We start from the raw sequence: 24,276 nt of genomic DNA, 5'->3' as shown, positions 1-24,276 counted from the left end.
GCCGATGATGTTCTTCTATCAATTTTTTAGGTATCTACAAGGCTTAAAAGAGGATGAATCTGGACAGGGAACTACAGAGTATGCAATTTTAGTTGGCGTACTTGTAGTTATTGCGATTGTCGCAATCATTGCTTTTAAAGGTAAAATTTCTGAGCTTTGGGAAGCAATTACATCGGGAATTAATTCTCTATGAGCAGAAAGAGCACTGCTGCTTATTCTGTGTTCATTATTGTCACTGTATGTTTGCTATTTGCTGCACTTCTCGTATTACCAAGAAAACAGGACCATTCATCAAATACGAGCTCAGACTATGTGCAGACTCATGAAAATAGAGACGACAAAAAAGCCAATGAACAGCCAATCTCATATGCAGCAGCAGAAGATTTGTTTAAACAGAATTCCGTGCAAAGAGATAGTAAAGAAACTATTCAAAACGAAGCCCAGAGTATTTTAGAGGGCTATCAGCAAAGAGCTGATTGTGTGCTTGTTTATTCCGGATATTTAGACATAGCCGGCAATGTATGGGGCTGTTTAGTTAATGGTGGAAATTGGTCAGAACTTGTGACTGTTTCTGATCAAGGAGAGATAAGGAGGGTCTCAACATGTCACATATCCACTCAAGATGCGAAGAATCTATTAGAGCAATCAAACTAGGTGTTAAGAATACACAAGGACAAGCAACGCTTGAATATGCTCTAGTTTTATTTTCGTGCTTAATTGTCATTACGTCTCTTGGTGTGATATATCACTTTGTGCAAAATGGAGCAGTTGTTCAACTGGCTACTCAAGCTGCTTCACATACTATGCATGACTCTCTTTTAGATTTAGCCAAAGATGTTCTCTCGTTTTAAACAGAATGCTGGTCAAGCGTCAGTAGAAGCTGCGCTGTTATTTCCCGTTATTCTGATGATTATTGCATTGCTTGTAGAACCTGTTTGCATTCTCTATACAAAGACAGTTATGGATGGAGCCTGTGCAGAAGGATTAAGAGTAGCAACAACGTCTTCTGACACTGAGTTAATAGAGTCCTATATCAAACGCAGACTTAAGGCTATACCAGAGATACCTCTATTTCATAAGGGTGGAGATGAGGACTGGAATATCTCTATTGATAAAAAAGAAAACGATGTCTTGATTGAAATTACGGGTCATGTGGCAGCGATGCCGCCAATAGGCTGGTGTTTATTCCTTGCAGGTCAGACGGATAACCAAGGGATTGTCTTGCATTCAAGTTTATCTGCTAGTACGTATCCAGATTGGATTGAGGGTTCTTATGCGGATTGGATTGCCTTTTGGAAAGGATAAACATAAGAAAATAAAGCTTGGACTTTCCATGTTTATAGACGATAAAGGCGGTATTACGTCAATCGCTTTTGCAAGTGCGCTTTTAGTATGTCTAGCGCTTGTATTCGCACTGGTATCGGTCGCTTGGGTTTCATCGAGAGCATACAAAACTCAGTCAATAGCAGATGCGGCTTCTATGGCAGGAGAAAATGTCGTAGCTAAATACACAACTATTGCGCAGGTAATTGATGCAAGCATTTTGAGTCTTGGGTTATCAGGATTGTTATGTGTTGGAGCCGGATTGGTTGCTTCATGTGTTCCAGGTTTAGCTTCAGCGGGTTCTAAATTGTGTGATGCAGGTTTTAAGACACTTGAAGCGCGTAAAAAATTTGCTACTTCAGCTTGTGAAGGCTTAGAGGAAACTGAAAAAATGCTTCCAGTTTTTGCAGCAATGGCGGCGAGCTCTTGTATACAAAAGAACTCTACTGATGCGGGTAACTTCGTGGGATCAGCTCTTTTATTTCCCGCTCAGTCACAATCTGATTTTGGACATTTAAATAGCGACGTTTCGTCAGATGAATTAAAAGAACAGAGCGAGCTATTACAGCAGATAGCAAAAGAAATTGAAGAGTTACAAAGTAAAGCAGAGACATCTAAAAAGAGGGCGTGGGAGGCAGACTGCGGTGGAGGTCCGTATTCTATGCGTGAAAGAGCAGAGCATCTCGCTGGTCTTTCTGGGGATATAAATCCATCTATCCCGTCGCCAACTTCTTGGACGTTCGGTATCGCTTTAAAGCGAGCTAGAGCATATTACAGAGCTCGATATGATCAAGAAATTGTCAATGGAAGCACTGCAGAAGAATTACGTGATTCTGCTATACGAAAAGCGTTTTACAACTTTGCGTTTACGGAACTTTCTAAAGGATTTTATAAAGAAACAGCTGATGGTGAGGTCGATATGAATTTACCTCGATTGCCACATAACTTAGAGGAGACAAAGAAAACAGACCTGTATCTAAAGCCTATTTGGCCTTGCACCTATGAAAATGGCGAGAAAACCATTCATGCTCATAGGTCTTGTCCAGGAGCAACAGGAGAAAACGCGGGATTTGCATCGCTACAAGATTTAGATTCTGGAGCGGTTCATGAGTGTCAACATTGTCATTTTACGAGCAGCGATGTGGGAAGAGTGGCTTCTGCTTCGACAAATATTGATAACGGGTTTGAGTATTACTGGAAAATCGTAGTCGAAGAGTCTGAAGTTTATGAATCATCACGTCAGCAAATAAAAGATTTGCGAAAAAAGTTGTCTGAAGCTGCAGATAAATCAACTGGAATATTTCAAAAAGCACTTGATGCCCTAAAGGTTGCTAGGCCCAGATTATGTCCTCCAGGAGCTTGGGGATGTATTTCATTTGTGAGAAGAGGAGGTTCATCTCCAGAATTTCAAGGAAGTTTAGGAACACTTGAGCAGTCAGTTTTTCTCCCAGAAGGATATGCAATATCCGGAGCAACGCTTGCTCCAGACAGCTCTTCTACAAACAACGTTCTTTCAAGCTTTTTTGATCAGGTTGAAAGGAGGGGAGGGTTTATTGGACAGACCATAGATAAGGTAATGAGCTTGTGGGGATCTCTTTTAATCTCATATGGGGATGGTGTAACTTCTTGGTCTTCTAAGCTGTCGGAATTTCTTGATAACGTTGACGGAATAACAGGTGGAAGTGTCGGCTCCAAATTACAGAGTGCTTTGAAACAAATAGTTATTGACGCTGGATTAGAGCCAAGTGATTTAAGACAAATGAAGCCTGTTCTTGTTAATACAGAAAGTGTTTTGAAACAAGCTGGCTTTGAGAAAGAATCAACGATTCGTGAACTAGTTCAGAAAATACCTAATACATCAGATCCAATTGCTTTAGCTCGTTCACTTGGTGCGTTTTCTCTCCAGTATTTGCCTGACAAAATCACAATTGCAAAGCTGACCATTCCTGTCATTGATATTGAGATTCCTTTAGAAATTGATGTTAAGAAAGTTTTTGGTGGCATATGAGAAAAATGAAATTTCTTTGTTGCCAAAAAGGGCAAATGTTTGTTGAGACTGCATTGGTTCTTCCGGTTGTATTAGTGGTTGCTCTAATTGCAATCAATTTATTTAAGTTTGCAGATATGTGCTCAAAGTTTGACCGTGTTGCGGCGGATCAAATTATTGCTCATGGAATTTCTTCTAGTCATTCCACAGATGGAGGAGCACTAGAAAACTTAACTCAGAAAATAAAAGCTGCTCTTAATTGCGATGACAATTGCGACATTGTTGTCTCATTGGAGGGAGAAAGCGAGGGGATTGGGAACATGGTCTCTATTTTTCCTAAATACCAAGTAACTCTTAAGTACAAGCCTTGGCCACATACCCTGCGTCTCCCTTTAGTGTCACTAGAGTCTCCTCTATGTCTTACCCATACAACCTCAATTGTTGTTAGTCCTTATAAGTCGGGAGTTGTGATTTGAAAATGAACGTACAAGTGTCGATAGAAGAAGCCCCTAATTCTGAACAGATTTTTGAATTGTTACAAGGGGGCTTCGAAAAGTTCGTTGGGCTTTTGGGTACCGAGATAACAGCTCCTCCAGTATTACTTCTGAGGTGTTCTTCAGTTCATACTTTTGGAATGACATATCCGATTGATATTGCATTTGCAGATGATCATGGAGAAATTCTAAAAATTCGGAGACGAGTACAGCCTAAACAAATTCATAGCTGCGCAGGCGCCTATTGCACATTTGAAAGACCATCAGTTGATGATTTCCCATGGTTTGAAGTGGGACAGAAAGTGCTCATTCAAGAAATAAGTACCGAGGAAAGCAATGTTGAAAGAAGGAGTCGCTATGGCTATAGAAAACTACTCCGTCAAAATTTGCCCCAGATGCGGAGAAAAGTTATTTCAGGACATGAGAATTTGTTACGGGTGCCTTCTAGACTTCAGCGGCCCAAGCTCGCTTGTATGCAATCTCGAAACATCAAGAAATAAAAGAATTGCTAACCTTCCTCTTATAGAAACTGATGAGTATTTGCTTTCTGAGGAAGTAGGAGAGGAGTGGGATAAAGGACTGCCACCTGCTTTGTTTGAACTGGATAACTCATATTCACCAGCAGATTAATTAGTACGTGGTATCCTTTTAGGAAGAGTTGCGAAAGTAACATAAAGGAGTTTTCATGTATAAAGTTTCGCTTCGCTCTTCTAAAAAGAGCCAGTTTGTAAGGATTGCGCTTTGCGTAATGCTTTTGGCTGTTGCGTTTCTAATTGCACCGGCAAAAGCATTTGCACGTGACCTTTCAATAGATACGGTAAATATTGATGCGACGGTTCAAAAGGACGGAACGTTGCATGTCGTAGAAACTCGTACATTCTATTTCAGAGGAAGCTTTCACGGTGTCTATTGGAATCTCCCAGTTGGAAAGAATAAATATAATGGGCAGAACGTTGAAGTAAACATTACTTCAGTTACCGTTCAGGATAAGCAGGGAACGCGTCAGCTTTACAGCAAAGACTCAAATGGAAATGGTGCCAACTCAGATGAGTATTATGTTCCCACTCTATCAGGCAATATGTTGAACTTGAAGATTTATTCAGCACATGATGATGAGTATGCACATATAACCATCGAGTATGACATTACTAATGTTGTAACAAACTGGTCTGACACTGCAGAGTTGTACTGGAAGTTTGTATCTGATGGCTGGGATTCAGAGTCTCGTAATGTAACGGCTACTATCCATCTTCCTGTTCCTTCAGGACAATCTATAGTTGCTGGCGATACTGTTCGCGCCTGGGGACATGGTCCGCTGGACGCAAATGTAGAAATTACTAACAATGCTGTTGTCTATAAGGTTCCTGGTGTAGGAACAGATGAGTTTGCGGAAGCTCGTATTACGTTCCCAACCGATTGGGTTTCTGGGCTAACTCCCATTCAGCAGAATAAACTGAGCAGCATTCTGTCTGAGGAACAAGCGTGGGCTGACGAGGCAAATCACAAGCGTGATGTTGCTAAAGTTCAGGTTGCCTTCATACTTTATGCGCCATTAGTATTTGCAGCTATCACCGTTGTAGCAGCTATTCTGTTACGAATTAAATACAAAAAGGTCATGACTCCTCAATTCAATGACCTTTATTACAGAGATGTCCCATCTAATGATCACCCAGCAGTCCTTTCCATGCTTTATAACAGTGAGGAAATAAAGGGAGATGCTCTAACGGCAACTCTCATGCACCTTTCTGATTCAAAGTACATTAGCTTGAATAAGACAGTTAGTACAAACTTCCTTGGTATGGAGAAGTCTGATTATTGTCTTACAAAGGTTCAAGACCTTGTAGAAGGTCAGCCATCCTTCTATCCAGGCAGTACTTTGTCAAATAAGATTGATAGTATGGCAATGAAGTTAATCTTTGATAAAGCCGGAGAATCTGGAGCGGTAAATACTACTGTTACCATGAAACAAATTGGTAAATATGCTTCATCACATCCAGAAGATTTTAATAAGGCATATGAGTCTTGGGAGAGCCCCATCAAGCTTAGCTATGCTGCTAAGTATGGAACAAATAAGATTCCATTCCACGGTAAGGGAATTCTTGGTGCTCTGATTGCTGTTGATGTTCTTGTTGCAGCTGCTGCATTCTTCATGGGTGTTATGGCTGATGTTTCATTTGCCAATCTACTACTACATCTGTTCATTCTTGTCATTGCCGGTCTTGTTGCACTTGTAAACATTGGCTCGTTTGATTTGATGAACAGAGAGGGTGTTGAGACGCTTGCTAAGACTCGTGCGCTAAGAAAGTGGCTTACTGAGTTCACCAATCTACATGAAGCAATCCCTACTGACGTCATTCTTTGGAATAGGCTTCTGGTTATGGCAGTTGCGCTTGGTGTTGCAGATAAGGTTATCGAGCAGCTGAAAGTTGCAATGCCAGAGATGCTCAAAGATCCTCAGTTTATGCCTGTTTATAGCTGGTATTACTATGGAAATGGCATGCGAACCAATGCAATTGAGAGCGTAACCAAGAGTGTTACAGCTGCTCATTCTGTCTCCACGGCAGCGCTCGCTTCTTCTAATTCAAGTTCTGGCGGCGGTTTTGGTGGCGGCTTCTCCGGAGGCGGCGGTGGCGGCTTCGGCGGCGGAGGCGGCGGTGGTGGCTTCTAATGCCATAAGCGCTTCAATAAACATCACAAGAAGCTACGTTTAAAGGTTTTAATTCTCCCCGTGAACTTGTCGGGGAGAATTTCTTTTTTAAGAAAATATGCGATTTTGGCATATTTGAGTTGATAGTTTTACGCTGCATTTATGGAGCAGATATCTAACAGATTAGTGGGCCAGTGTCTTCGCGATTTGCGAAAGAAGCAACGTCTTACTCAAGAGGCGGTTGCTGAGCACCTTGCTGGAGATCAAGCATTCATATCAAAGGTTGAATCAGGCGAGCGTGGCGTTAAACTCGGAGAAGTCTTTTCTTTTGCTGAAGCTCTAGGTATTGAAGCTTCTGAGCTCATCGAAGCTTTGCGTACGTATCGATAGTTTTAGTTCAATTTTTTAATGCAAGAACCCTGTGAAAGACGTGCTTCTTAAAAGAGGTGCGTCCTTTACTGTTTACTACTTGCCACGTCTACATCAAAAGATAAAAGAAAACGGCTCAGAGATTTCTCTCTGAGCCGATTCAAGTCGTGGTGGCGGGGAAGGGAATCGAACCCCTGACACGGGGATTTTCAGTCCCCTGCTCTACCAACTGAGCTACCCAGCCATTGGTGCTTCGAAAAGCTTATTTACTATAACAGACTCAAGCGCTTCGTCAAGCGGGCAATTTATACAATCCAGAAATTTTTTCCGCCAGTGAGGTCAAATTCAACGGTCATACCTTTTATTGCAAAAAACGCCTCAACTTGCTCTTTTGTTTTCTCAAGCTCTTGACCGTCGATTTTCTCGCGCTCATCGGTTTTCTCGCCAGAGGGGAGTTCTATCCAGAGGGTTTGCTTACCACATGTGTCACGCAAGTGGATTTTGCTTAAAAGTCCCTGTTGTTCGAGCCTTTCATTGAGATGAATGAGGTCAAAGAAGTTGACAACTTTTGGCATGCTAACTCGTTTCTCTAGACGCTTGCTCTTAAGCATACACGTTTGCAAATTGGTACAATAGATTGTCTAGCTTGAACTAGGTCAGCGGTCGTTGCTGCCTCCACTGAATAAACTATTCGAGGGGAAATTATGGCCTTTACGAGAAAAGAATTCTTGTCCCTTTCTGCCCTGGGAGCCGCTGGTACATTAGCAGCGTGTACTCCGCAGGCAAGGACCTCTGAGGATACGAATCAGCCTACATCTAATGTGGATCTTGAAGAGTTTAAGTCGCTTAAGCTAGACATGACTCAGTGGAGCTATGACGAGGACAACGATTGCTACTATCAGCTGGGCATTCAGTACTGCACTAAGCCTGCAAGCAAGTCGGTAAACACTCTCTCGGTTTTTGTGCCTGGTAAGTATTTCTCAGGAACCAAGAAGGGCTCTACCTACGAGTGCGAAGTAAGCGAGAAAGCCGTTGTGGGCAGTTTCACCGCAAGTACCGCACCAATTGTCATGCCTATTAACACAGCAACGCTGTTCCCTCAGAGCGCTCCTACAAGTTACTCATACGAAGGCCTAGCGCCGTACCTTGAGGCTGGCTTTGTGTACGTATACGCAGGTTTCCGCGGTAGAAGTGCTGGTTACGATTCAACCACAGGCTCGGACGAGCTTTACGCAGGCGGCTCTCCTTGGCCAGCAGTAGATTTCAAGGCAGCTATTAGGTATTTGCGCTACAACAACGAGCTGCTCCCATGCAATACATCAAAGATTTTTGTGTTTGGCTTTGCAGCTGGCGGCGGCCTCAGTGCGGTGCTGGGAACCTCGGGAGACTCTCCGCTCTATACGCCATATCTTAAAGCCGTTGGCGCTGCTACACATAGCGAGAAGGGCGAGCAGCTTTCAGACTCTATTTATGGCAGCGCTTCATGGTGTCCGGCAACCTCATATGATCTTGCAGACGCAGCGTATGAGTGGTCAGCTGGTCAGTATGCAGATGCAACAGACTCCCGTGCTGAGGGTGTATGGACCCAACCTCTCTCGCAAGATCTTGCTGGTGCATATGCTTCATTTGTCAACAACATGGATCTTCTCGACAGCAATGATAGTAAGGTCAGTCTTGATGAAACTAACTCTGGCGTCTATACCGCTGGATCATATGCAGACCTTCTTATCAACGAGCTCAAGACCTCCGCGAATAACTTTGTTAGGGACAACGCATTCCCTTATACCTCTACGCCTCAGCGACTGGAAGAGCCTACGTTCCCAGGTGACCCAAATCTTGCAACAGTTCGTGGTACAGATAATGCAGCTCCTGCTACTCAGCAGGTTCAATCTACTATCTACGATACTGCTGAGCACTATTTTGGCTCTCTAAACTCAGAATCTATTTGGGTTGTATATAACCTTCGTCGTCAGAGCGTTGAGCTTGAGAACTTGAGGGGTTTCTCGCGAGCTTTAAGAGGCGCGTCGCTTCCTGTTGGAGCTTTTGATGCCCCTGATAGAAGCACCCGTGCTAACCAGCTTTTTGGTGTTGGCGAGCAAAGTACGCTGCATTTTGATAAGCAGACTGCTGACCTCATTAAAAAGAACCTTGATACGTATATGAAGCTTACTGATTGGAAGTCTAGCTACGCTAATGATTGGACCTCTGATCTGAATAAGGCTGATACGCTGGAGAATGACATTCCAACTCGTGTGGATATGTTTAATCCTCTGTACTTTACCAGCGCGTCTTACAAGGGTTATCAGACAGCTTCCGTTGCTCCTTATTGGCGTATTAATGAGGGCGCTCAGAATACTGATACTTCAATCTGCACCTCGTTCAATTTGGGTCTGTCTCTAAAGCATTTCTCGGGCGTGAGCAGTGTTGATTACACGCTTGTTTGGGATAAGGGTCACGTTCTTGCCGAGAGAACAGGCAATGCAACTGCCAACCTGGTGTCTTGGATTGTCACATGCGCGTCTGCTTAAAGGGGAGGATACAGCGTGTTTCAAACAAAGAATCGTCGGCTGTACGGTGTTATTGTTATCGTTGTGCTTGCGGTAGGAGCAATATGCTTCTCCCTTTTTAGAGGTGCTGATAAGTCTCAGTCTCAGGCAAGTTCACAATCGCAGCAATCGCAATCGCAGCAGACACAACAAACGCAGTCTCAGAGCTCGCAAAACAAGGGCTACATTGATTCCGTAGCAGCGGATGACCCTTATGCAAAGGGGATCCATCACGTTCGCATTGTGGTGAAGGATTACGGCACTATCGAGGCAACTCTTAACGCAAACGTTGCGCCTATTACGGTTTCTAATTTTGCTCATCTTGCCGAGTCAGGCTTCTATAATGGCCTTACGTTCCATCGCATTATTGACGGCTTCATGATTCAAGGTGGAGATCCTAAAGGCAATGGCTCGGGTGGATCCGAGAATAAAATCAAGGGCGAGTTCACCAAAAACGGTGTCGAGAATAACATCTCGCATACACGTGGAACTATTTCCATGGCACGCGCCCAAGATCCAAACTCTGCAAGCTCACAGTTCTTTATCATGCAGGCAGACAACTCAACTCTGAATGGAAATTACGCTGCATTTGGCACGGTAACAAGTGGAATGGATGTTGTCGATGCAATTTGTAAAGGCGTAACCCCAACCGATTCAAATGGAACTATCCCTGCTTCAGAGCAACCAGTCATTGAATCCATTACAATGATTGATTAGATTCCTTATATAAAATATTGTTATGTTATTGAATGACCTGCGACAAGTTATAAAGTTGCAGGTCATTGGCTTAAAACACGCTTCTCATGATATACTATTGTTATCCGAGAGGAGTGGTGTTATGCGAGCTGTTGGCGAGTTTTGCGTTCACCCAGGTCAGGGCGTATGTCTTGTTGAAAATGTAGTTTCGGAGCCTACTCCGGCCTACGTTTTGTCTCCTATTGGGCAAAAACATCCTGTTCAGATTGTATTTCCTCTTGATCAAGAGTTCAGACTACGCGATCTTATGACGCGTGATGAGGCTACAAATCTTGTTGATATGTATCCTCAAATTGAACTCATTACCTTTCACATCCACAACGCCTCTCTTGAAGAATCTCACTTTAGACATGCCATCAGAGAAGGTTCTTGTAAAGACTCCATTAGTATTGCTAAAACATTTAGAGCTCGTATTGATAAGGCGCGTTCGCTCAACAAGAAACCACCTGTTTCTCACGAGAGAATCTTTAAGATGGCCAGTAATCGCGGTCTTTACGAGCTTATTACGGCGCTAAATTGTACCGTTGACGAGATTCAAAAGGTGTTTAGTTCGCGCTATGGCGTAGAAATTGGAAAAGCGTAGCTTATAATTAAACCATCCGTTCAAGAGATGGGAAAATATGACTTCAGAAACATCCGCTAATCGCGCTGTTGTCACTGTTTTGGGCAGCGATGCTCCAGGAATTGTTGCAGCAATTTCTACCACTTTGGCTGAATCAAATGCAAATATCTTAGATATTGCACAGACTATTCTATCTGGTATTTTTACCATGACCATGCTGGTTGAACTTCAGGATGCCGAGTCTTTCTTGAGCCTCAAAGAGCGTCTTGATACCGTCTCAGAAAAGCTTGGTGTACAGGTTAACATGCAGCGTGAAGAGGTCTTCACGTTTATGTATCGTCCTTAAAGGGGTAGTGTTTTGTCAGAGCTTTCAACTGAAGAACTCATTGCTCAAAAGCAGTCTTGGCTAAATCAAGATGTATCAAATCTGAAAGTAGATATTGTCTTTTCCGATATGGATGAGACGTTTTTGCATACTGATAAATCTCTTGATGCCAAAAATATGACAATGTTGGATCGCCTGGCTGAGTTAGGTATACCTTTTGTGCCTTGTTCTGGTCGCGCTTTTAACGTGCTGCCAAAAGAGGTTGTGAATCATCCTGCTTCTAAGTATGTGGTTTCTTGTGACGGTGCCGTTATCAGAGATCTTTCTACACAGACGGTACTGCACGAGTCTACTGTTACCAAGGAGCAGGCACTTGAGTTGTATCAAAAGCTTAAAGATCTTCCTGTCACTTTTGATATTTTTGCAGACGGTGGCGTTTATCTGGAGCGCTCAAGGCACAATCTTATCTCTCAGCTGGGTATTCCCGCAGATCATGCGGCATTTATGCAACGCTCGCGTACTCCCTTTGACCAAAGCGTTGAGGAGTTTATTGATAGTGTAACTACCATTGAGCGACTTGGTTCCTATTGGTCTGTTTCAGAAGGCGAGAAGTACCAGGCACTTGTAGCAGATGCTGTAGCTTCGGTAAAAGGGCTCAGTGGCACGGCTTCCATGAGCATGGGAATGGAAATCCTGGCTGAAGGGACTTCTAAGGGTGCTGCACTTCAGTGGCTTTGCAATCATCTTGGCATTTTAACGGATAATGCTGCAGCTTTTGGCGATTCGCTTAATGATGTTGCTATGCTTTCTGCGGCGGGAATGGGCACAGCAGTTGCCAACGCTCGTCGTGAAGATTTTGAGGCAGCAACCTATATCACACTCACTAACGATCAGGCGGGTTTCTCGCGATTCTTAACGTGGGCACTGGGGGAGTAAGCACTTGGTGCTGAAGGAGTAGCGCTTTAGAGATTTTCGCAACACGATGTTAATGAAAAAGCCGACAGATACAATCTGTCGGCTTTTGTTGTGAGAAGTAAAACTACTGCGCGCTAGACTTAGTGATTACTGTCCTGCTGCTCTTCAAAGACATCTTCATCAACCTGTTCTTCGTCAAGTTTAAGAGGACGGAAGCTAGCGGTATCGCCACCAACATAGTCTGCAACGGTAGCTGCGTTTTCAACGCGCTCCTTGTGCAGCGCTTCTGCAAAGATATCTTCGTCTTCCTCAATCTCTGCAATACGCTCTTTCATAGGAGCCTCAACAAGTGGCATAGGACCTGTCTGAGCCGCATCGTCAAGCATGATACGGATGAGTTTCTGCTCACGCTTAACCTTGGAGAACAGAGGAACGTACTCAAAGACAATGTTGGAGTTCTCAAGACCATACCAACGAGCAGGAGATCCGCAGATGCGACGAATAAAGTACTTAAGCTCAAGGCAACGAGCATCAAAACCGTTGATGTCAGTCTCTGGAGCTAGTACCTTACGCAGCAGACAGAATCTAAAGTCACCAATCTCGGAGTGCTCCTTGTAAATGGAATACTTGTGATTCTGTGGCGCAAGCTGATTGTTCTTAATCAGGTCACCAACAATCTGATACAGATAGGTGTTAATACGCTGGTTTACCCTAAAGCCAAGACGCAGAGTGATCTTGAACAGGAAGTCTGTACCAAAGTCATTGACGATAAACTCACGGGTATTTGGATCGTCTGTCAGCGAGATGTTAATGAAGTAGTAGGCCTTTGCGCGCTTTGGGCGCTTATCCAAGATGGAATAGAGGATGTCTCGATCCAGCTTGTCAAAGGATGAATCATTAGTAAGAAAAACCAGGTTATCAGCGAGAGTTGAATAGTCCGCATCGTGGCTCAAGCTACGGAGCTGATCAATGTATTTATCTACGGGGAGATAAACGCTCTGCGTCCTCTCAACAGCGGTACCGCGACGCCAGACAAACATGACAACAAAAATTGCGGTAGCCATAAGAACGGTAAAGTAGCCGCCGTGGAAGAACTTGGTAAGGCTTGAGAAGAAGAACATAGCCTCGATAGCACCAAAGAAAAGAATGAATGGAATGGCTGCCCATAGGCGCTTTCTGATAACAGCCAGGTAGGTGTAGAGCAAGATTGAGGTCATGAGCATGGTAACGGTAATTGCAAGACCGTACGCTGCTTCCATGTGCTCAGAGCTCTGGAAGAGAAGTACAACGCCAATGCAGCCAACCCACATGATGTTGTTTACAAGTGGAATGTAAATCTGGCCCTTTGTGGTGGAGGGGTAGTTAATCTTAATGTGAGGCATAAGATCAAGTTTAATTGCCTCAGAGACAATGGAGTAAGAGCCAGTAATCAGTGCCTGAGAGGCAATAATTGCAGCAAGCGCAGAGAGAATAACGGCAAATGGTCTAAGCTGACCAGGAAGCATTTCAAAGAAAGGATTGAGGTCTTTGATGGCGTTGAAGCTCTCGTTAGTGTGGTTAGTGATAATCCATGCGCCTTGTCCAAGGTAGTTCAGAATCAAGCAGACCTTAACAAAAGGCCAGCTTACGTAAATGTTGCTCTTGCCAACGTGACCCATGTCAGAATAAAGTGCCTCTGCACCAGTGGTACAAAGGAAGACACTACCTAAAACCATGAGGCCAGCTGCATTGAGCTTGCCATCAAAGAGGAACAGAATGCCGCGGACTGGGTTAAGAGCTCGAACAACGCTAATGTCAGCAAACATGTTCATAACACCCATGGCACCCAAGAACAAGAACCAAAGCGTCATGACAGGGCCAAAGGCCTTACCAATGGTAGAAGTACCTGCCTTCTGTAAGGCAAAGAGGGTACAGAGGATGATGATGGTAATCATCACAACAATGTGCTGATTATCACCAATAATAGCATGAGCTGCAGGAATAGTACGCAAACCCTCAATAGCGGTGGTTACCGTAACAGCTGGGGTCAAAATACCGTCAGCAAGAAGAGCTGCGCCACCAATCATGGCAGGAATAATCAGCCATTTGGCGCACTTTTTAACCAAACTGTAGAGCGCAAAGATTCCGCCCTCATTGTGGTTGTCTGCCTTCATTGCAACCATGACGTATTTAACGGTTGTAATGAGTGTCAGCGTCCAGATAATGAGGGACAGAGCGCCCAAAACAACATCGGTGCTCATGGTAAGAAGTCCACCATTACCAGCGATAATTGCCTTCATGGTGTACATTGGAGAAGTGCCAATGTCACCGTAGACGATGCCAAGGGTAACAAGTACCATGCCAGCACTTAGAGGAATGCCAGTTGATTTCTTGGCTTTGTCCTTAGAGAAAAGCGCATGAAATGCAGCTTTACTTGTATTCATCCATTAATCCTCTCAATAGATGATTAGTACAGTTCGTCATCATATGTTAGTCCATATACCTAGTTATAACTAGACGAATGTACAAACGTACTTATTTTGTCTGCAAGCGGAAAAATTTACTCATTTTCCCGCGGTTTTCTCGAGATTTTATATGCATGGTGAATCTTCTGATTTCTTGAGAAGTCCTCCGGAATAGTTTCACTTGTTATGTCTTCGATGATGACGCCAGCTCGCTGGATCTTCTCGACGTCTGGTTTGAAGGTGCGCAGATTGCACGAGAAAATGGCAACGCCGCCACGAGTCAGAAGGCGAGAAATGCCAATGATAAGCTCAGCGTGGTCTCTCTGGACATCAAACGAGCTCTGCCTCATGCGCGATGAGTTGGAGAAGGTAGGGACGTCGCAGAAGATGACATTCCAGCGGTTTTTGGTGTGACGCATCTCGGTAATCCAAGACAGGACGTCTGCCTGGACAAACTCGTGCTCCTCTCCGTCAAAACCGTTGCGCTTCATGTTGCGCTTAGCCCACTCAAGCGAGGGCTTGGAGAGGTCAACGGTTGTGGAGTGAAGCGCGCCACCATCTGCTGCGTAGCAGGTAGCGGTACCTGTATAGGCAAAGAGGTTGAGGAAGCTCTTAGCTGCGCCGGCACTCTTCATGAGCTCGCGAATTTCTGCACGTGTATCGCGGTGATCCAAGAAGATTCCACAGTCCAGCCTGGATGCAAAGTTGACCTCAAAGAGTAGGCCGCCCTCATCGATGAGCAGCATTTCTTTTCTGGAGTTGTCTGCAGCGCTGCCCTCGTCAGAGTACTGAGAGCCACCCTTTGCACGCGTTCTTGTTCGTAGATTTACGTTTGAGCTGGGTACGCCTAGAATGCGAGGAGCCAGAGCTAGGACGTCTAGGAGACGGCGCTTTGCAAGGTCTGGATCAATTTCTTTTGAAGCAGCATACTCAGAGATTTGCAGCCAGGTAGTTGGCTTTGTGGCGCCTTTGTAGATGTCAATGCTGACGGCGTAATCGGGCAGGTCAGCGTCGTATACGCGGTAGCACGAGACGTCGTTTTTACGAGCCCATTTAGCGCGCTGCTTGGCCACCTTAGCAAGGCGCGCAGCAAACTGATCAGACGCTGGCACCAGTACGCTTACCGGCTGGTTGTTAACCATGACAGTGGGACCTGCAGGAACCGAGATAAGCTCGGAGTTGCTTGCAGGTGCAGTGGCATCAGCTTCGCCGCCACCTGCTTTCTCTGCGATCGCGGCAGGGTAGCAACGCATGGTGGCAATGGAGTTGCCCACGTAGACAGAAAGTGTCTGCGATGGAGTTGCTCTGAGTACCGTATCCGTATTTGTATCGCTGGTAAGAAGCGTGCTTGCCTGTCCCGCAAAAAGTCCAAGCGTGGAGTAAGCGGAGCCCTGAAGTGTGGGCTCTTCTTTGGTCCAAGAGAGATCGGCAACAATGCCCGTGAAGTGCTCTGCATGTTTTAGCAGCTCAGAAGCTGCCAAGAACTGCACGTCAGCCTTGAGACCGCCTGCACGAAGCGTATAAAGCACAGCCTCTTTGGCTTTTGGGCGAGGGTCTGCTGCATAGAGTGTGACCTGGCGCTCTTGGCCCTTCTCGGCACGTTCATCGGCCTCGGCCAGCAAATCTTGCCAGGCATCGTCGTCGTGGCCAGCCCAACCCGTCATGCCCCAGCGAGCGCGCAGAATGCCCGGCGCCACGTCCAGCGCCATGCCCGCTGCCTCCTGTGCAAGCACGCCTGCTCCCGGGAACAGCAGCGCCGGCAGCGGCGCGTCTGGCGAGAAGAGCGATGCACTCGCAGCAGTTTGCGCCTGCAGGTACAGAAGGGCAGCAGCGTAGTCTAGCCTGAGCGGCGCAAACTCACGTGCCGGCCCTCGACCGCCAGTCAGACTGCGCTTAAAGAGCGCCTCACCAGCAAGGTCAATGCCAATCGTGGCACGGTTGCGTGATACGCGCACGACAATAGTTACGTCGGGCGCAAGCGTGTTAACCATAGGACGGCTTCCGCGCTTTGCTGCAAGCCTATCTACAATGGCGTCTTTTGTTCTGACAGCAATGAAGTTGGTGTTTCTGAGCTGGTCATTTGTGCCGTGAGCGCTGACTGCAATGGTGGCATGCGGACCAATATGGTCTTCCCAAGCAATGTGGGAGAGGTCTTCGTAGAGAGCGTCTGAAGTTGCAGCGCCAACGCGATCAAGCACCAAAATGACGCGAGACGTGAGGCGAGACCATAAACAGACGCGGTAAGCATCGGCAAGTGAGCCGTAAAACGCAACTTGTCCGCCAAGAGGGCGCACCTTTTTAATGCGCAGGCCGTCTAGCTCCTGTGCAAGAAGCTTCTCAAAGCCTTTTGGACACGTTGCAAAGAACTCAAGTTCTTGAGACATCGGGACACCTTTCGCCCGTAGGAATTGAATACATACTGACGTAACATTTTCCCATGTTTTTCTCGCTAAATGGTTGGGGAGAAGAAAATACATCAAGAACCCGTGAGTCGATCTCGGACAAGAACCCGTGGGTGCTCGGTCGTGCGTGTTTTCCGGAGCCCCCGCGGCTGCGCGTGTTCCCCCTCATCCGTGCGTGACTTCGAGCAGTGCGTCTGCATCCCGCACTACCCTCCACTCACCGAAGAGCGGGTAAGTTCATACATAATGTCCCGAATCATCTGTTATTTTTCGCTTAAAATACGCGTAGTATCTTTTATTAAGAAATACAGGGAGCTGTTTGAGGTTTGGGAGTCATTATGGATGCAAAAGTTATGGAAACATTTGAGTCCTGGCGTGCAAGCGTCACCGAAGAAGACCTGGTAAAAGAGCTCGGAGAGCTTGCAAAACCAGAAGCAGAAGACAAGCTCTACGATGCATTTTATCGCTCACTTGCATTTGGTACCGCTGGTCTTCGTGGCACCATTGGCGTTGGCACCAACCGCATGAACGTCTATGTTGTCGCCCAGGCAACTCAGGGTCTTGCAGATTACCTCAACGCTCACTACCAAAATCCTACCGTGGCTCTTGCAAGGGATTCTCGCCTTAAGGGTGAGGATTTCCAGAAGGTTGCAGCTGGTGTTTTAGCAGCTAATGGCATCCGTGTGTACGTCTATCCACGCATTGAGCCTGTCCCAACGCTCTCGTTTGCCGTCCGCTACCTCAAGACTTCCGCAGGTATTGTGCTTACCGCAAGCCACAACCCTGCGCCCTACAACGGCTACAAGGTGTACAACGATAACGGCGGCCAGATTACGGATGAGGCAGCGGCTGAGATTTCTGCAAACATCGCACGCGTCAATCCTTTTGACGTCAAGCCTATGGACTTTGAAGAAGGCCTGGAGAAGGGCTTGATCATTTGGACTCCAGAAGAGGTCCTGGACAACTTTATTGAGGCTATCAAGCGTGTTTCTATTCCAGGATTTAAGGCTGCCGACGGCTACAAGGTTGTATACACGCCGCTCAATGGTACAGGCATGGAGTGTGTCACGCGCATTCTTAAAGAGATTGGCGTCAATGACGTTGACGTTGTTCCAGAGCAGGCAGAGCCAGACGGAAACTTCCCCACATGCTCCTATCCAAATCCTGAGTTCCGTGAGGCACTTGAGCTGGGCCTCAAGCTTGCTGACAAGGTAAAGCCAAATCTCCTGGTTGCAACTGACCCAGATGCCGACCGTATGGGTACTGCAATCCCACATAACGGCGATTACGTGCTGCTTTCCGGCAACGAGATGGGCGTCCTGCTTATGGACTGGCTCCTTACCATGGCTGAAGAGCGTGGCGAGAAACCCCAGGATAAGGTAGCTGTTTCCACCATCGTATCTTCTGCTATGCCCGACGTCTTGGCACGTGCGCGCGGCTTTGAGATGCGCCGCGTGCTCACGGGCTTCAAGTACATTGGCGACCAAATTGACCAGCTCAAGGATGCCGGTGAGGAGGATCGCTTCCTTATGGGCTTTGAGGAGTCCTACGGCTATCTTGTTGGCACACATGCTCGCGATAAGGACGCTATTGTCGCCACCATGCTTTGCGTTGAAATGGCTTCTTGGTATGCCGCTCGCAACATGGACCTCTACGAGGCGATGGATGCCCTGTATCAGCGCTATGGCTACTACCTCAATGGCGTTGTCAATGCTGCCTATCCAGGCGCTGAGGGCGCCGCTAAGATGGCTCAGATCATGAGCAGCCTGCGTAAGAATCCACTGGAAACGGTGGGCAACTACAAGGTTGTTGGCGTAACAGACTATGCTGAGTGTGCAGAAATGCCTCGCGTCTCGGGCCTGCAAAAAGAGGCTCCTCAGACGCTGCCAGCATCCAACGTTATTGAGTATAGGCTTGAGGGAGACAACAAGGTCATCTTCCGTCCATCAGGCACCGAGCCAAAGGTCAAGGCCTATCTCTTTGCCAACGGCGCTACTCGCGAAGAGGCCGAGGCTCGCATTGCAGAGCTCAGCGAAGCTGCACAGAAGGTGCTTTCATAATCCACCTCTTCAAAACGTCTTTCTCCGCACAATCTTTTAGCGAGAAACCCGTCCAGCCCAGCATCCACCTTTTCTGGATGCTGGGTTTTTATGTGCTTTCCACAAAGACGCATACCGTACGAAAAAGTCCCGCACTTTAAAGTGCGGGACTCAAGTTTGTAGACGCCAAACAAATACCTTATCGCTTAGTAACTTTGCTACTCGGCAGCCTTTACTGTCACGGTGTACAGAGCGTTTGCAGCGCTGGCAATAGTTTCTGCCGCCCATGGACGTGCGCTTACCTCAGGGGACAGAGGGTCGTGGACATTTACGGTGCCGTCATCGTTCTTGCTGGTTACCAAAATCCAGTGATCGCCATCAGAGCTCAGCTTATTGCCCTTAACCTCAACAAGCAGGAAGGTTTCAGCGTCTAGAAGCGTGGTGATATTGTCGGCAGAAATGTTGTAGCTATCAGCGGTAAGGCCAAGGTTTGCTAAGTTCTTCTCGAGAAATGATCTGTTCATTCCAGAGTCAGTGTCCGTTGCCTTAGCCGTTTCAACGGCGCCTGCAATGTCAGCAGGAGTCCAGTTGTTCTTTCCCGTAAGGCCCATGTATGCCATAGAAAGAGCAGTTGGACCAGAGCCCTTGGTGGCAATGACGGAGCCGGCATACGAGACGCCGCCCCATCTAGAGTCCCAGGTATAGAGCTGTGGAGCCGTACCTTTGGTGAGCGAATCATCGTAAGTCTTGGCCTTGCCGTCAGAATCAGGGTAGTTTGCAACAAAATCAATTGCCTCAGGGTGGGCGAGTGCTAGCTCAATAAGGCTCTTATCGCTGTATCTATCAGCGTGTTCTGCAATCCATGCAAGATTCTTGTTCTGATCAAGCTTGGCTGCAAGCGCTTTGGTCAGCTCTTCTGGAGTTCCTACTGCAACACGAGAATCAACGGAGTTGACTTCTGCCTCTGGAGTAGATTCTTTAGCGCAACCGCGCACGCAGCTCGACACAATAAAGACCAGCAAAAGCGCTGCGATAACCGCTAGTCCAATAACAATGTAGGTTCTTGTACGAGAATCAATGCGATGCAGTAGAGACTGTCTCTTAAAAAGAATGGCCTGCGAACCAAGGGTATTTCTTTTGCGACGTCGTGCTTGTCTATCAGAAAAACCGCCATCACGAGGAGGACGGCCATTTTGCGGAGGGCGACGACGCATTGCAGAGTCTCCGTAGGAGCCTTGTTTTCTATCTGGTGAATCATTCAGGGGCATGGTGGCCTCCAAGCCGTAAAAATAGTTTCACTCATGATGAATCATACGGCGAGAAGTGCATAAATACTTTTAGAAAACGGTGAATGCAATATTCCGACCGACGAGCGGGTAATTTACACCGTTTAGCGGTTTGGCGTGCGCATAAGGGTTGATTAAGTATATTCTTTTACTCACTATCATTTGTTTTCAAAAGTTAGTGAGCCGCATAAAGAAAGAAGGCGACGTGAAGCATAGAAATGCTCGACAGGACGTGATTCGTGAGCTTGTTCGCAGCGAGTCAATCCGTACGCAGCGCGATCTTGTTGACATGCTTAAGGATCGTGGCTTTGCTTGTACTCAAGCAACCGTTTCTCGTGATACAGCAGAAATGGATTTGCAAAAGCTTCCCGAGGGCGCCTATGTGCTTTCTGAAGATATGCATTTGCAGAAAATGCTCTCTGAGTTTGTAGTTGGCGCTACGGCAGCAGAGAATCTCATTGTGATTCGCTGTCACCCTGGCACCGCATCAGCAGTTGCATTTGCCCTCGATGATGTTGAGCTTGACCACGTTGTCGGCACCGTTGCTGGTGACGATACCGTTTTGATGATTGTGGATAAAACCGCGCACGCTGCAGACGTGGTACGAATCATTACGCAGCTTGGCAACGTGGACAGCATTTTCTAAACAGAAAGCCTTTGGCGAGAAACCCGTCAATTAATTTTTCGTATATAAAGGAGGCAGCCTAACGATAGACTGCCTCCTTTGAAAAATTGTTATGAGAATAAATGGTTAAAGAAAGTTTCTTTCAGTTGAAGATTATTCTTACTAAATTTGTATGTTAATTTGTGGACAGAGGATTGTTGAGTAATAGCATTGAAAATTTTTTCAGAATAAGGTTCAAATAGTTTAGTTTGTAAAATATGAGGGGTTGCACTATCAACAGGGGGGACTGCTGCCCACTCTGTTGGATAAATATCAATTGCTAGTTGAATTCCATGGTGAAAGAGAAAATAGTCTGCTAGAAAATTATAACGAGACCAATATAGATATAGTAGGTTTTTGGTAAAAAGAAGAATTTTACTTTGTGCATTTGCTACCATAAACCAACTCGAAATTGAAAGCGCGTGACCAGCGAGTCCAGGTTTTAAAATTTGGAATAAAAACAAATCACTCTTAGTTATAAAAGACGGTAGTTTACCAGTCATAAAGACAGTTGAGTCAATCCAGACTCCACCATGATTTGTAAGTAGTTCAAGTCTAATCAAATCGGAATAATGAGCGGCTGATATGATGCCCTTTTTGAACTTTTCTTCGATATAGTCAGGTAAATTTATATAGTTAGAAAGATTTTCTGAGTCAAGGACAACTACATCGTATTCGGGCATATTGTTTTTTATTGAGGAAATACAATTTTTGACAATTTGTGGCGCATTCGACTCGCCTTGTAGCCATAGAACCCAGACTTTATTTTTATCTGTTGTTCGAAATGTGTTATTGGAGTTGAATTCTTCATCAACTTTGTTACATAAATCACTAATGTTTTTTTTAAACTTTTTGTTTAGCCATCTAAGTGTATTTAGTTCAATATTGAGATTAGTTAGCTCGAGGCCAGTAGTAGAAAAGCCATTGTTTAGAGAAGCGATTAAGGTTCTAAAGAAAACAAATTTAAATAAAACTTGTTTGAAAAGTGTTCCGAATTGTAGTTGTTTTAATCTAGATACTAGCCTATTCATAAAATTTAAATCTGCCTTTCTAGAATTTTTAGTTGAGCTTTTTTATATTAACTAGTTTCCTTTGAATTGTTGGAAACTGATTTAAATGACGTTATCTTGCTTTTTTAAATTATAGCTTATAAAACTGAGTCCACATAAACGTGGACTCAGTTTGTAGGATAAGCTTTGGTTTATGGAGTTCCTGTTCCGGTTCCAGTACCTGTTCCGGTTCCGGTGCCCGTTCCTGTTCCCGTGCCCGTTCCTGTTCCCGTGCCCGTACCAGTACCAGTACCAGTACCAGGTGTTGCTGGAGTAGTAGGAGTGGTAGGAGTAGTGGTGGAATCGTCCTCTTCCTCCTCGTCGGTAGTCTCTTCTTCCTCTTCTTCGTCCTTTTTATCATCTTGCTTAGCATTAGTGGAGCCACCAACAAATTTCCAGTAACTATTAGGCTTGTAAGCAATAGTTTCAGTGGTCTTAGGGAATTCAGCACGTGCAACACCAGAAAGTGCTGCGTTCATGTAGTACGCCCAAACATACTGTGCGGTAACAAAGGTAGAAGACTCTCCACCGCCAATAATAACGGGGTCACGACTATCTGGATATCCACACCAAGCAACTGTTGCAAGCTGTGGGGTATAGGCGCAGAACCAAAGGTCTTCGGAGTTATCGGAAGTACCCGTCTTACCAGCAACTGGCTGGTTGAAGGTCTTTAGATTGTAAGCATAGCGACCAGTACCGGAGGTAAGAACGCCGCTCAGAACATCGGTGGCTGCTGCAGCAACAGCTGGGCTAATTGCCTGAACTGGGTTGTCCTTGTGCTCGTAGATAACGTTTCCGTTACGGTCTTCGATGCGCGTAATTGCAACAGCATCTCGACGAACGCCGCCTGCAGCAAGGGTTGCAAATGCTGTGCACTGTTCAATAGGGGTTACGCCTTGAGAACCAAGAGTGGTAGACAGGTATGGCTGTAGTTGAGTGCGAATACCCATGGCATAGCACGTCTGAAGGATCTTATCGATACCAATAGCTTCAGCAACCTGGGCGTAAACAGTGTTGGACGAGTAAACCGTACCTTGACGCAGCGTAATTGCTCCGTAGCTGTAGTTACCAGCGTTTCTGACCAACCAGGTTGGCGTAATTTGCATAGGGGAGTTGCCGTTAAGAACAATCTCTGGGTTCATACCCTCAGAAAGGGCTGCTACCAGCGTATACATCTTAAAACTGGAGCCCATCTGACGGTTACTACTGGTTGCAATGTTGTACTGACTCTTTGAGTAATCCTGTCCACCAACCATTGCTTTAATGTAGCCAGTTTGAGGATCAATGGAAACCAAAGCAGCGCCCAGGCGAGGGTTGCCAAGCTCAGCAATACGCCTTCTAGCAGCCTCATCAGCATCTTTCTGGAGGTCAGGATCAAGCGTGGTGTAAACGCGCAATCCACCCTGAAGAATGGTATCGCTATCAAAGTCTTCCTGAAGCAGGCTACGAATGTAGTCTGTCCAGTAAGGGAACTGGCCAATGTTATCGGTCAAAGTACCCGGGTTAAGTACTAAGTCCTCAGCAACGGCCTCATCGTACTGCTCCTGTGTAATATCGCCGGCGCGAAGCATACGCTCAAGAACGGTATTACGTCTTTCTCTTGCTGCCTCTGGATTAACAGTTGGGTCATAGGCAGAAGGTGCATTTGGAAGACCAGCAAGTGTTGCAGCTTCAGCAAGGGTTAGGTCACTTGCATGCTTGTTAAAGTAGATAATACTTGCAGCCTCAATACCGTAGGCACCATTACCGTAGTAAATGGTGTTGAGGTACATATTAAGAATCTGGTCCTTAGTAAACTTTTTCTCCATCTGGATAGAGATGTAAGCCTCGCGGACCTTACGCTTCAAAGAGCGCTCAAACTGCTCGTTAGAAAGAACGGTATTACGAACAAGCTGCTGCGTAATTGTGGAAGCACCTTCGCCGCCACCAAAGAGCGAGCCAACAGATGCACGGACAATACCCCAAGGGTCAATACCACTGTGGGAATAGAAGCGCTTGTCCTCAGTATCAATGGTGCCCTGAATAACATAAGGAGAAATCTGATCCAAGGTAACAGAACGACGCTGCTGCAGATAGAAGTCAGCAATGTCGTTACCCTTGGAGTCATAAACGCGGGTAGGCTCTGCTACCAGGTAAGCATCAGCAGAGTTGTAATCTGGCAGGTCCTCGAGCCATGAAGAAACAGCTGCACCCAAAGAAAGAGCAAGGGCAAGCGCGAGAAGAGCCATAAAGCCAAAGAATCCAGCAATGCCAAAACCTACGGCATGTGTATTTGCGTGTTTACGTGCACGACGGGTTCTAATACCCATTGAGCCTCCTTGTCATAGCTCCCACTATTATAGTCTGATATTTATGTTTCAGTGAATAAAGAGTTACAACTCTGTTGTATTCTGATAGATAACATTTTGAATTGATACTATTTGTAGCAGTAACTATATGGTTTAACAGGCTTGCGTTGAGAGGATACA

At 45.9% G+C, this 24,276-nt stretch carries 21 protein-coding genes and 1 tRNA gene; 15 read left to right on the top strand and 7 right to left on the bottom strand.

Annotation, left to right across the window (positions count from 1 at the left end):
- The first annotated feature begins 4 nt into the window (after window positions 1–4).
- The 8 genes from HMPREF1647_RS04395 to HMPREF1647_RS04360 all read left to right on the top strand — a co-directional run bounded on the left by HMPREF1647_RS04395 (window position 5) and on the right by HMPREF1647_RS04360 (window position 6,841).
- Window positions 5–193: a Flp family type IVb pilin gene (locus tag HMPREF1647_RS04395; RefSeq protein ID WP_051485255.1), complete on the top strand. Its 189-nt coding sequence runs from the start codon at window positions 5–7 to the stop codon at window positions 191–193.
- A gap of 26 nt (window positions 194–219) precedes the next feature.
- On the top strand, window positions 220–654 hold the full coding sequence (locus tag HMPREF1647_RS04390; protein WP_187468922.1) for a hypothetical protein: 435 nt from the start codon (window positions 220–222) through the stop codon (window positions 652–654).
- Window positions 655–834: 180 nt separating this feature from the next.
- A complete protein-coding gene (locus HMPREF1647_RS04385) occupies window positions 835–1,305 on the top strand; it encodes a TadE/TadG family type IV pilus assembly protein (protein ID WP_035432409.1) in 471 nt (156 codons plus the stop codon).
- On the top strand, window positions 1,274–3,331 hold the full coding sequence (locus tag HMPREF1647_RS04380; protein WP_035432407.1) for a hypothetical protein: 2,058 nt from the start codon (window positions 1,274–1,276) through the stop codon (window positions 3,329–3,331). Before HMPREF1647_RS04385 ends, HMPREF1647_RS04380 begins: the two co-directional genes overlap by 32 nt.
- Window positions 3,328–3,786 carry a hypothetical protein gene (locus tag HMPREF1647_RS04375; protein WP_052039139.1) on the top strand — a complete coding sequence of 153 codons (459 nt, stop codon included), beginning with the start codon at window positions 3,328–3,330 and terminating at the stop codon, window positions 3,784–3,786. The genes HMPREF1647_RS04380 and HMPREF1647_RS04375 overlap by 4 nt, the downstream gene beginning before the upstream one ends.
- Window positions 3,787–4,140: 354 nt before the next feature.
- Complete coding sequence (locus tag HMPREF1647_RS06925) at window positions 4,141–4,434, top strand: YgiT-type zinc finger protein (protein ID WP_353573414.1); 294 nt, start codon at window positions 4,141–4,143, stop codon at window positions 4,432–4,434.
- Between the two features lie 55 nt (window positions 4,435–4,489).
- On the top strand, window positions 4,490–6,472 hold the full coding sequence (locus HMPREF1647_RS04365; protein ID WP_035432405.1) for a DUF2207 domain-containing protein: 1,983 nt from the start codon (window positions 4,490–4,492) through the stop codon (window positions 6,470–6,472).
- A 141-nt stretch (window positions 6,473–6,613) separates the two neighbouring features.
- A complete protein-coding gene (locus HMPREF1647_RS04360; RefSeq protein WP_035427876.1) occupies window positions 6,614–6,841 on the top strand; it encodes a helix-turn-helix domain-containing protein in 228 nt (75 codons plus the stop codon).
- 147 nt (window positions 6,842–6,988) lie between these two features.
- On the opposite strand, the gene HMPREF1647_RS04355 is transcribed toward HMPREF1647_RS04360, so the two are convergent.
- Both HMPREF1647_RS04355 and HMPREF1647_RS04350 read right to left on the bottom strand, forming a co-directional pair.
- Window positions 6,989–7,064, bottom strand: a tRNA-Phe gene (locus HMPREF1647_RS04355).
- Window positions 7,065–7,125: 61 nt separating this feature from the next.
- On the bottom strand, window positions 7,126–7,395 hold the full coding sequence (locus HMPREF1647_RS04350; RefSeq protein WP_035432403.1) for an RDAC family protein: 270 nt from the start codon (window positions 7,393–7,395) through the stop codon (window positions 7,126–7,128).
- 129 nt (window positions 7,396–7,524) lie between these two features.
- Between HMPREF1647_RS04350 and HMPREF1647_RS04345 the strand changes: the two genes are divergently transcribed.
- From HMPREF1647_RS04345 to HMPREF1647_RS04325, 5 genes are all read left to right on the top strand, one after another.
- Window positions 7,525–9,348, top strand: a complete 1,824-nt coding sequence (locus HMPREF1647_RS04345) for a subtype A tannase (protein ID WP_035432401.1) — start codon at window positions 7,525–7,527, stop codon at window positions 9,346–9,348.
- Between the two features lie 15 nt (window positions 9,349–9,363).
- Window positions 9,364–10,083, top strand: a complete 720-nt coding sequence (locus HMPREF1647_RS04340; RefSeq protein WP_035432398.1) for a peptidylprolyl isomerase — start codon at window positions 9,364–9,366, stop codon at window positions 10,081–10,083.
- 121 nt (window positions 10,084–10,204) lie between these two features.
- Window positions 10,205–10,705, top strand: coding sequence for a CarD family transcriptional regulator (locus tag HMPREF1647_RS04335; protein WP_035432396.1), 501 nt, complete (start codon window positions 10,205–10,207; stop codon window positions 10,703–10,705).
- Between the two features lie 37 nt (window positions 10,706–10,742).
- Window positions 10,743–11,030: an ACT domain-containing protein gene (locus HMPREF1647_RS04330; protein WP_035432394.1), complete on the top strand. Its 288-nt coding sequence runs from the start codon at window positions 10,743–10,745 to the stop codon at window positions 11,028–11,030.
- A gap of 12 nt (window positions 11,031–11,042) precedes the next feature.
- Window positions 11,043–11,945, top strand: a complete 903-nt coding sequence (locus HMPREF1647_RS04325) for an HAD family hydrolase (RefSeq protein WP_052039137.1) — start codon at window positions 11,043–11,045, stop codon at window positions 11,943–11,945.
- 119 nt (window positions 11,946–12,064) lie between these two features.
- Here HMPREF1647_RS04325 and HMPREF1647_RS04320 read toward each other — a convergent pair whose 3' ends face one another.
- Window positions 12,065–14,347, bottom strand: a complete 2,283-nt coding sequence (locus HMPREF1647_RS04320) for a KUP/HAK/KT family potassium transporter (RefSeq protein ID WP_035432392.1) — start codon at window positions 14,345–14,347, stop codon at window positions 12,065–12,067.
- A gap of 116 nt (window positions 14,348–14,463) precedes the next feature.
- Complete coding sequence (rlmKL, locus tag HMPREF1647_RS04315; RefSeq protein ID WP_035432390.1) at window positions 14,464–16,752, bottom strand: bifunctional 23S rRNA (guanine(2069)-N(7))-methyltransferase RlmK/23S rRNA (guanine(2445)-N(2))-methyltransferase RlmL; 2,289 nt, start codon at window positions 16,750–16,752, stop codon at window positions 14,464–14,466.
- Window positions 16,753–17,108: 356 nt separating this feature from the next.
- On the opposite strand from rlmKL, the gene HMPREF1647_RS04310 reads away from it, so the two are divergent.
- On the top strand, window positions 17,109–18,830 hold the full coding sequence (locus HMPREF1647_RS04310) for a phospho-sugar mutase (RefSeq protein WP_035432388.1): 1,722 nt from the start codon (window positions 17,109–17,111) through the stop codon (window positions 18,828–18,830).
- Window positions 18,831–19,027: 197 nt separating this feature from the next.
- Here HMPREF1647_RS04310 and HMPREF1647_RS04305 read toward each other — a convergent pair whose 3' ends face one another.
- A complete protein-coding gene (locus tag HMPREF1647_RS04305) occupies window positions 19,028–20,077 on the bottom strand; it encodes a papain-like cysteine protease family protein (protein ID WP_035432386.1) in 1,050 nt (349 codons plus the stop codon).
- Window positions 20,078–20,300: 223 nt separating this feature from the next.
- On the opposite strand from HMPREF1647_RS04305, the gene HMPREF1647_RS04300 reads away from it, so the two are divergent.
- Window positions 20,301–20,741, top strand: a complete 441-nt coding sequence (locus HMPREF1647_RS04300; RefSeq protein ID WP_035432384.1) for an arginine repressor — start codon at window positions 20,301–20,303, stop codon at window positions 20,739–20,741.
- A gap of 89 nt (window positions 20,742–20,830) precedes the next feature.
- Here the strand turns inward: HMPREF1647_RS04300 and HMPREF1647_RS04295 are convergent, their stop codons facing one another.
- Together HMPREF1647_RS04295 and HMPREF1647_RS04290 are read right to left on the bottom strand one after the other, a co-directional pair.
- Complete coding sequence (locus HMPREF1647_RS04295) at window positions 20,831–21,790, bottom strand: capsular polysaccharide synthesis protein (protein ID WP_035432381.1); 960 nt, start codon at window positions 21,788–21,790, stop codon at window positions 20,831–20,833.
- A gap of 170 nt (window positions 21,791–21,960) precedes the next feature.
- Window positions 21,961–24,117, bottom strand: coding sequence for a transglycosylase domain-containing protein (locus tag HMPREF1647_RS04290; protein WP_052039136.1), 2,157 nt, complete (start codon window positions 24,115–24,117; stop codon window positions 21,961–21,963).
- Between the last annotated feature and the right edge of the window lie 159 nt (window positions 24,118–24,276).

Origin of the sequence: Lancefieldella parvula DNF00906, assembly GCF_000758945.1 — a bacterium.
In the GTDB taxonomy this organism is placed as follows: domain Bacteria; phylum Actinomycetota; class Coriobacteriia; order Coriobacteriales; family Atopobiaceae; genus Lancefieldella; species Lancefieldella parvula_C.
The sequence above is the reverse complement of the archived record's forward strand: the minus strand, read 5'-3'. Positions and strand labels throughout refer to the sequence as shown.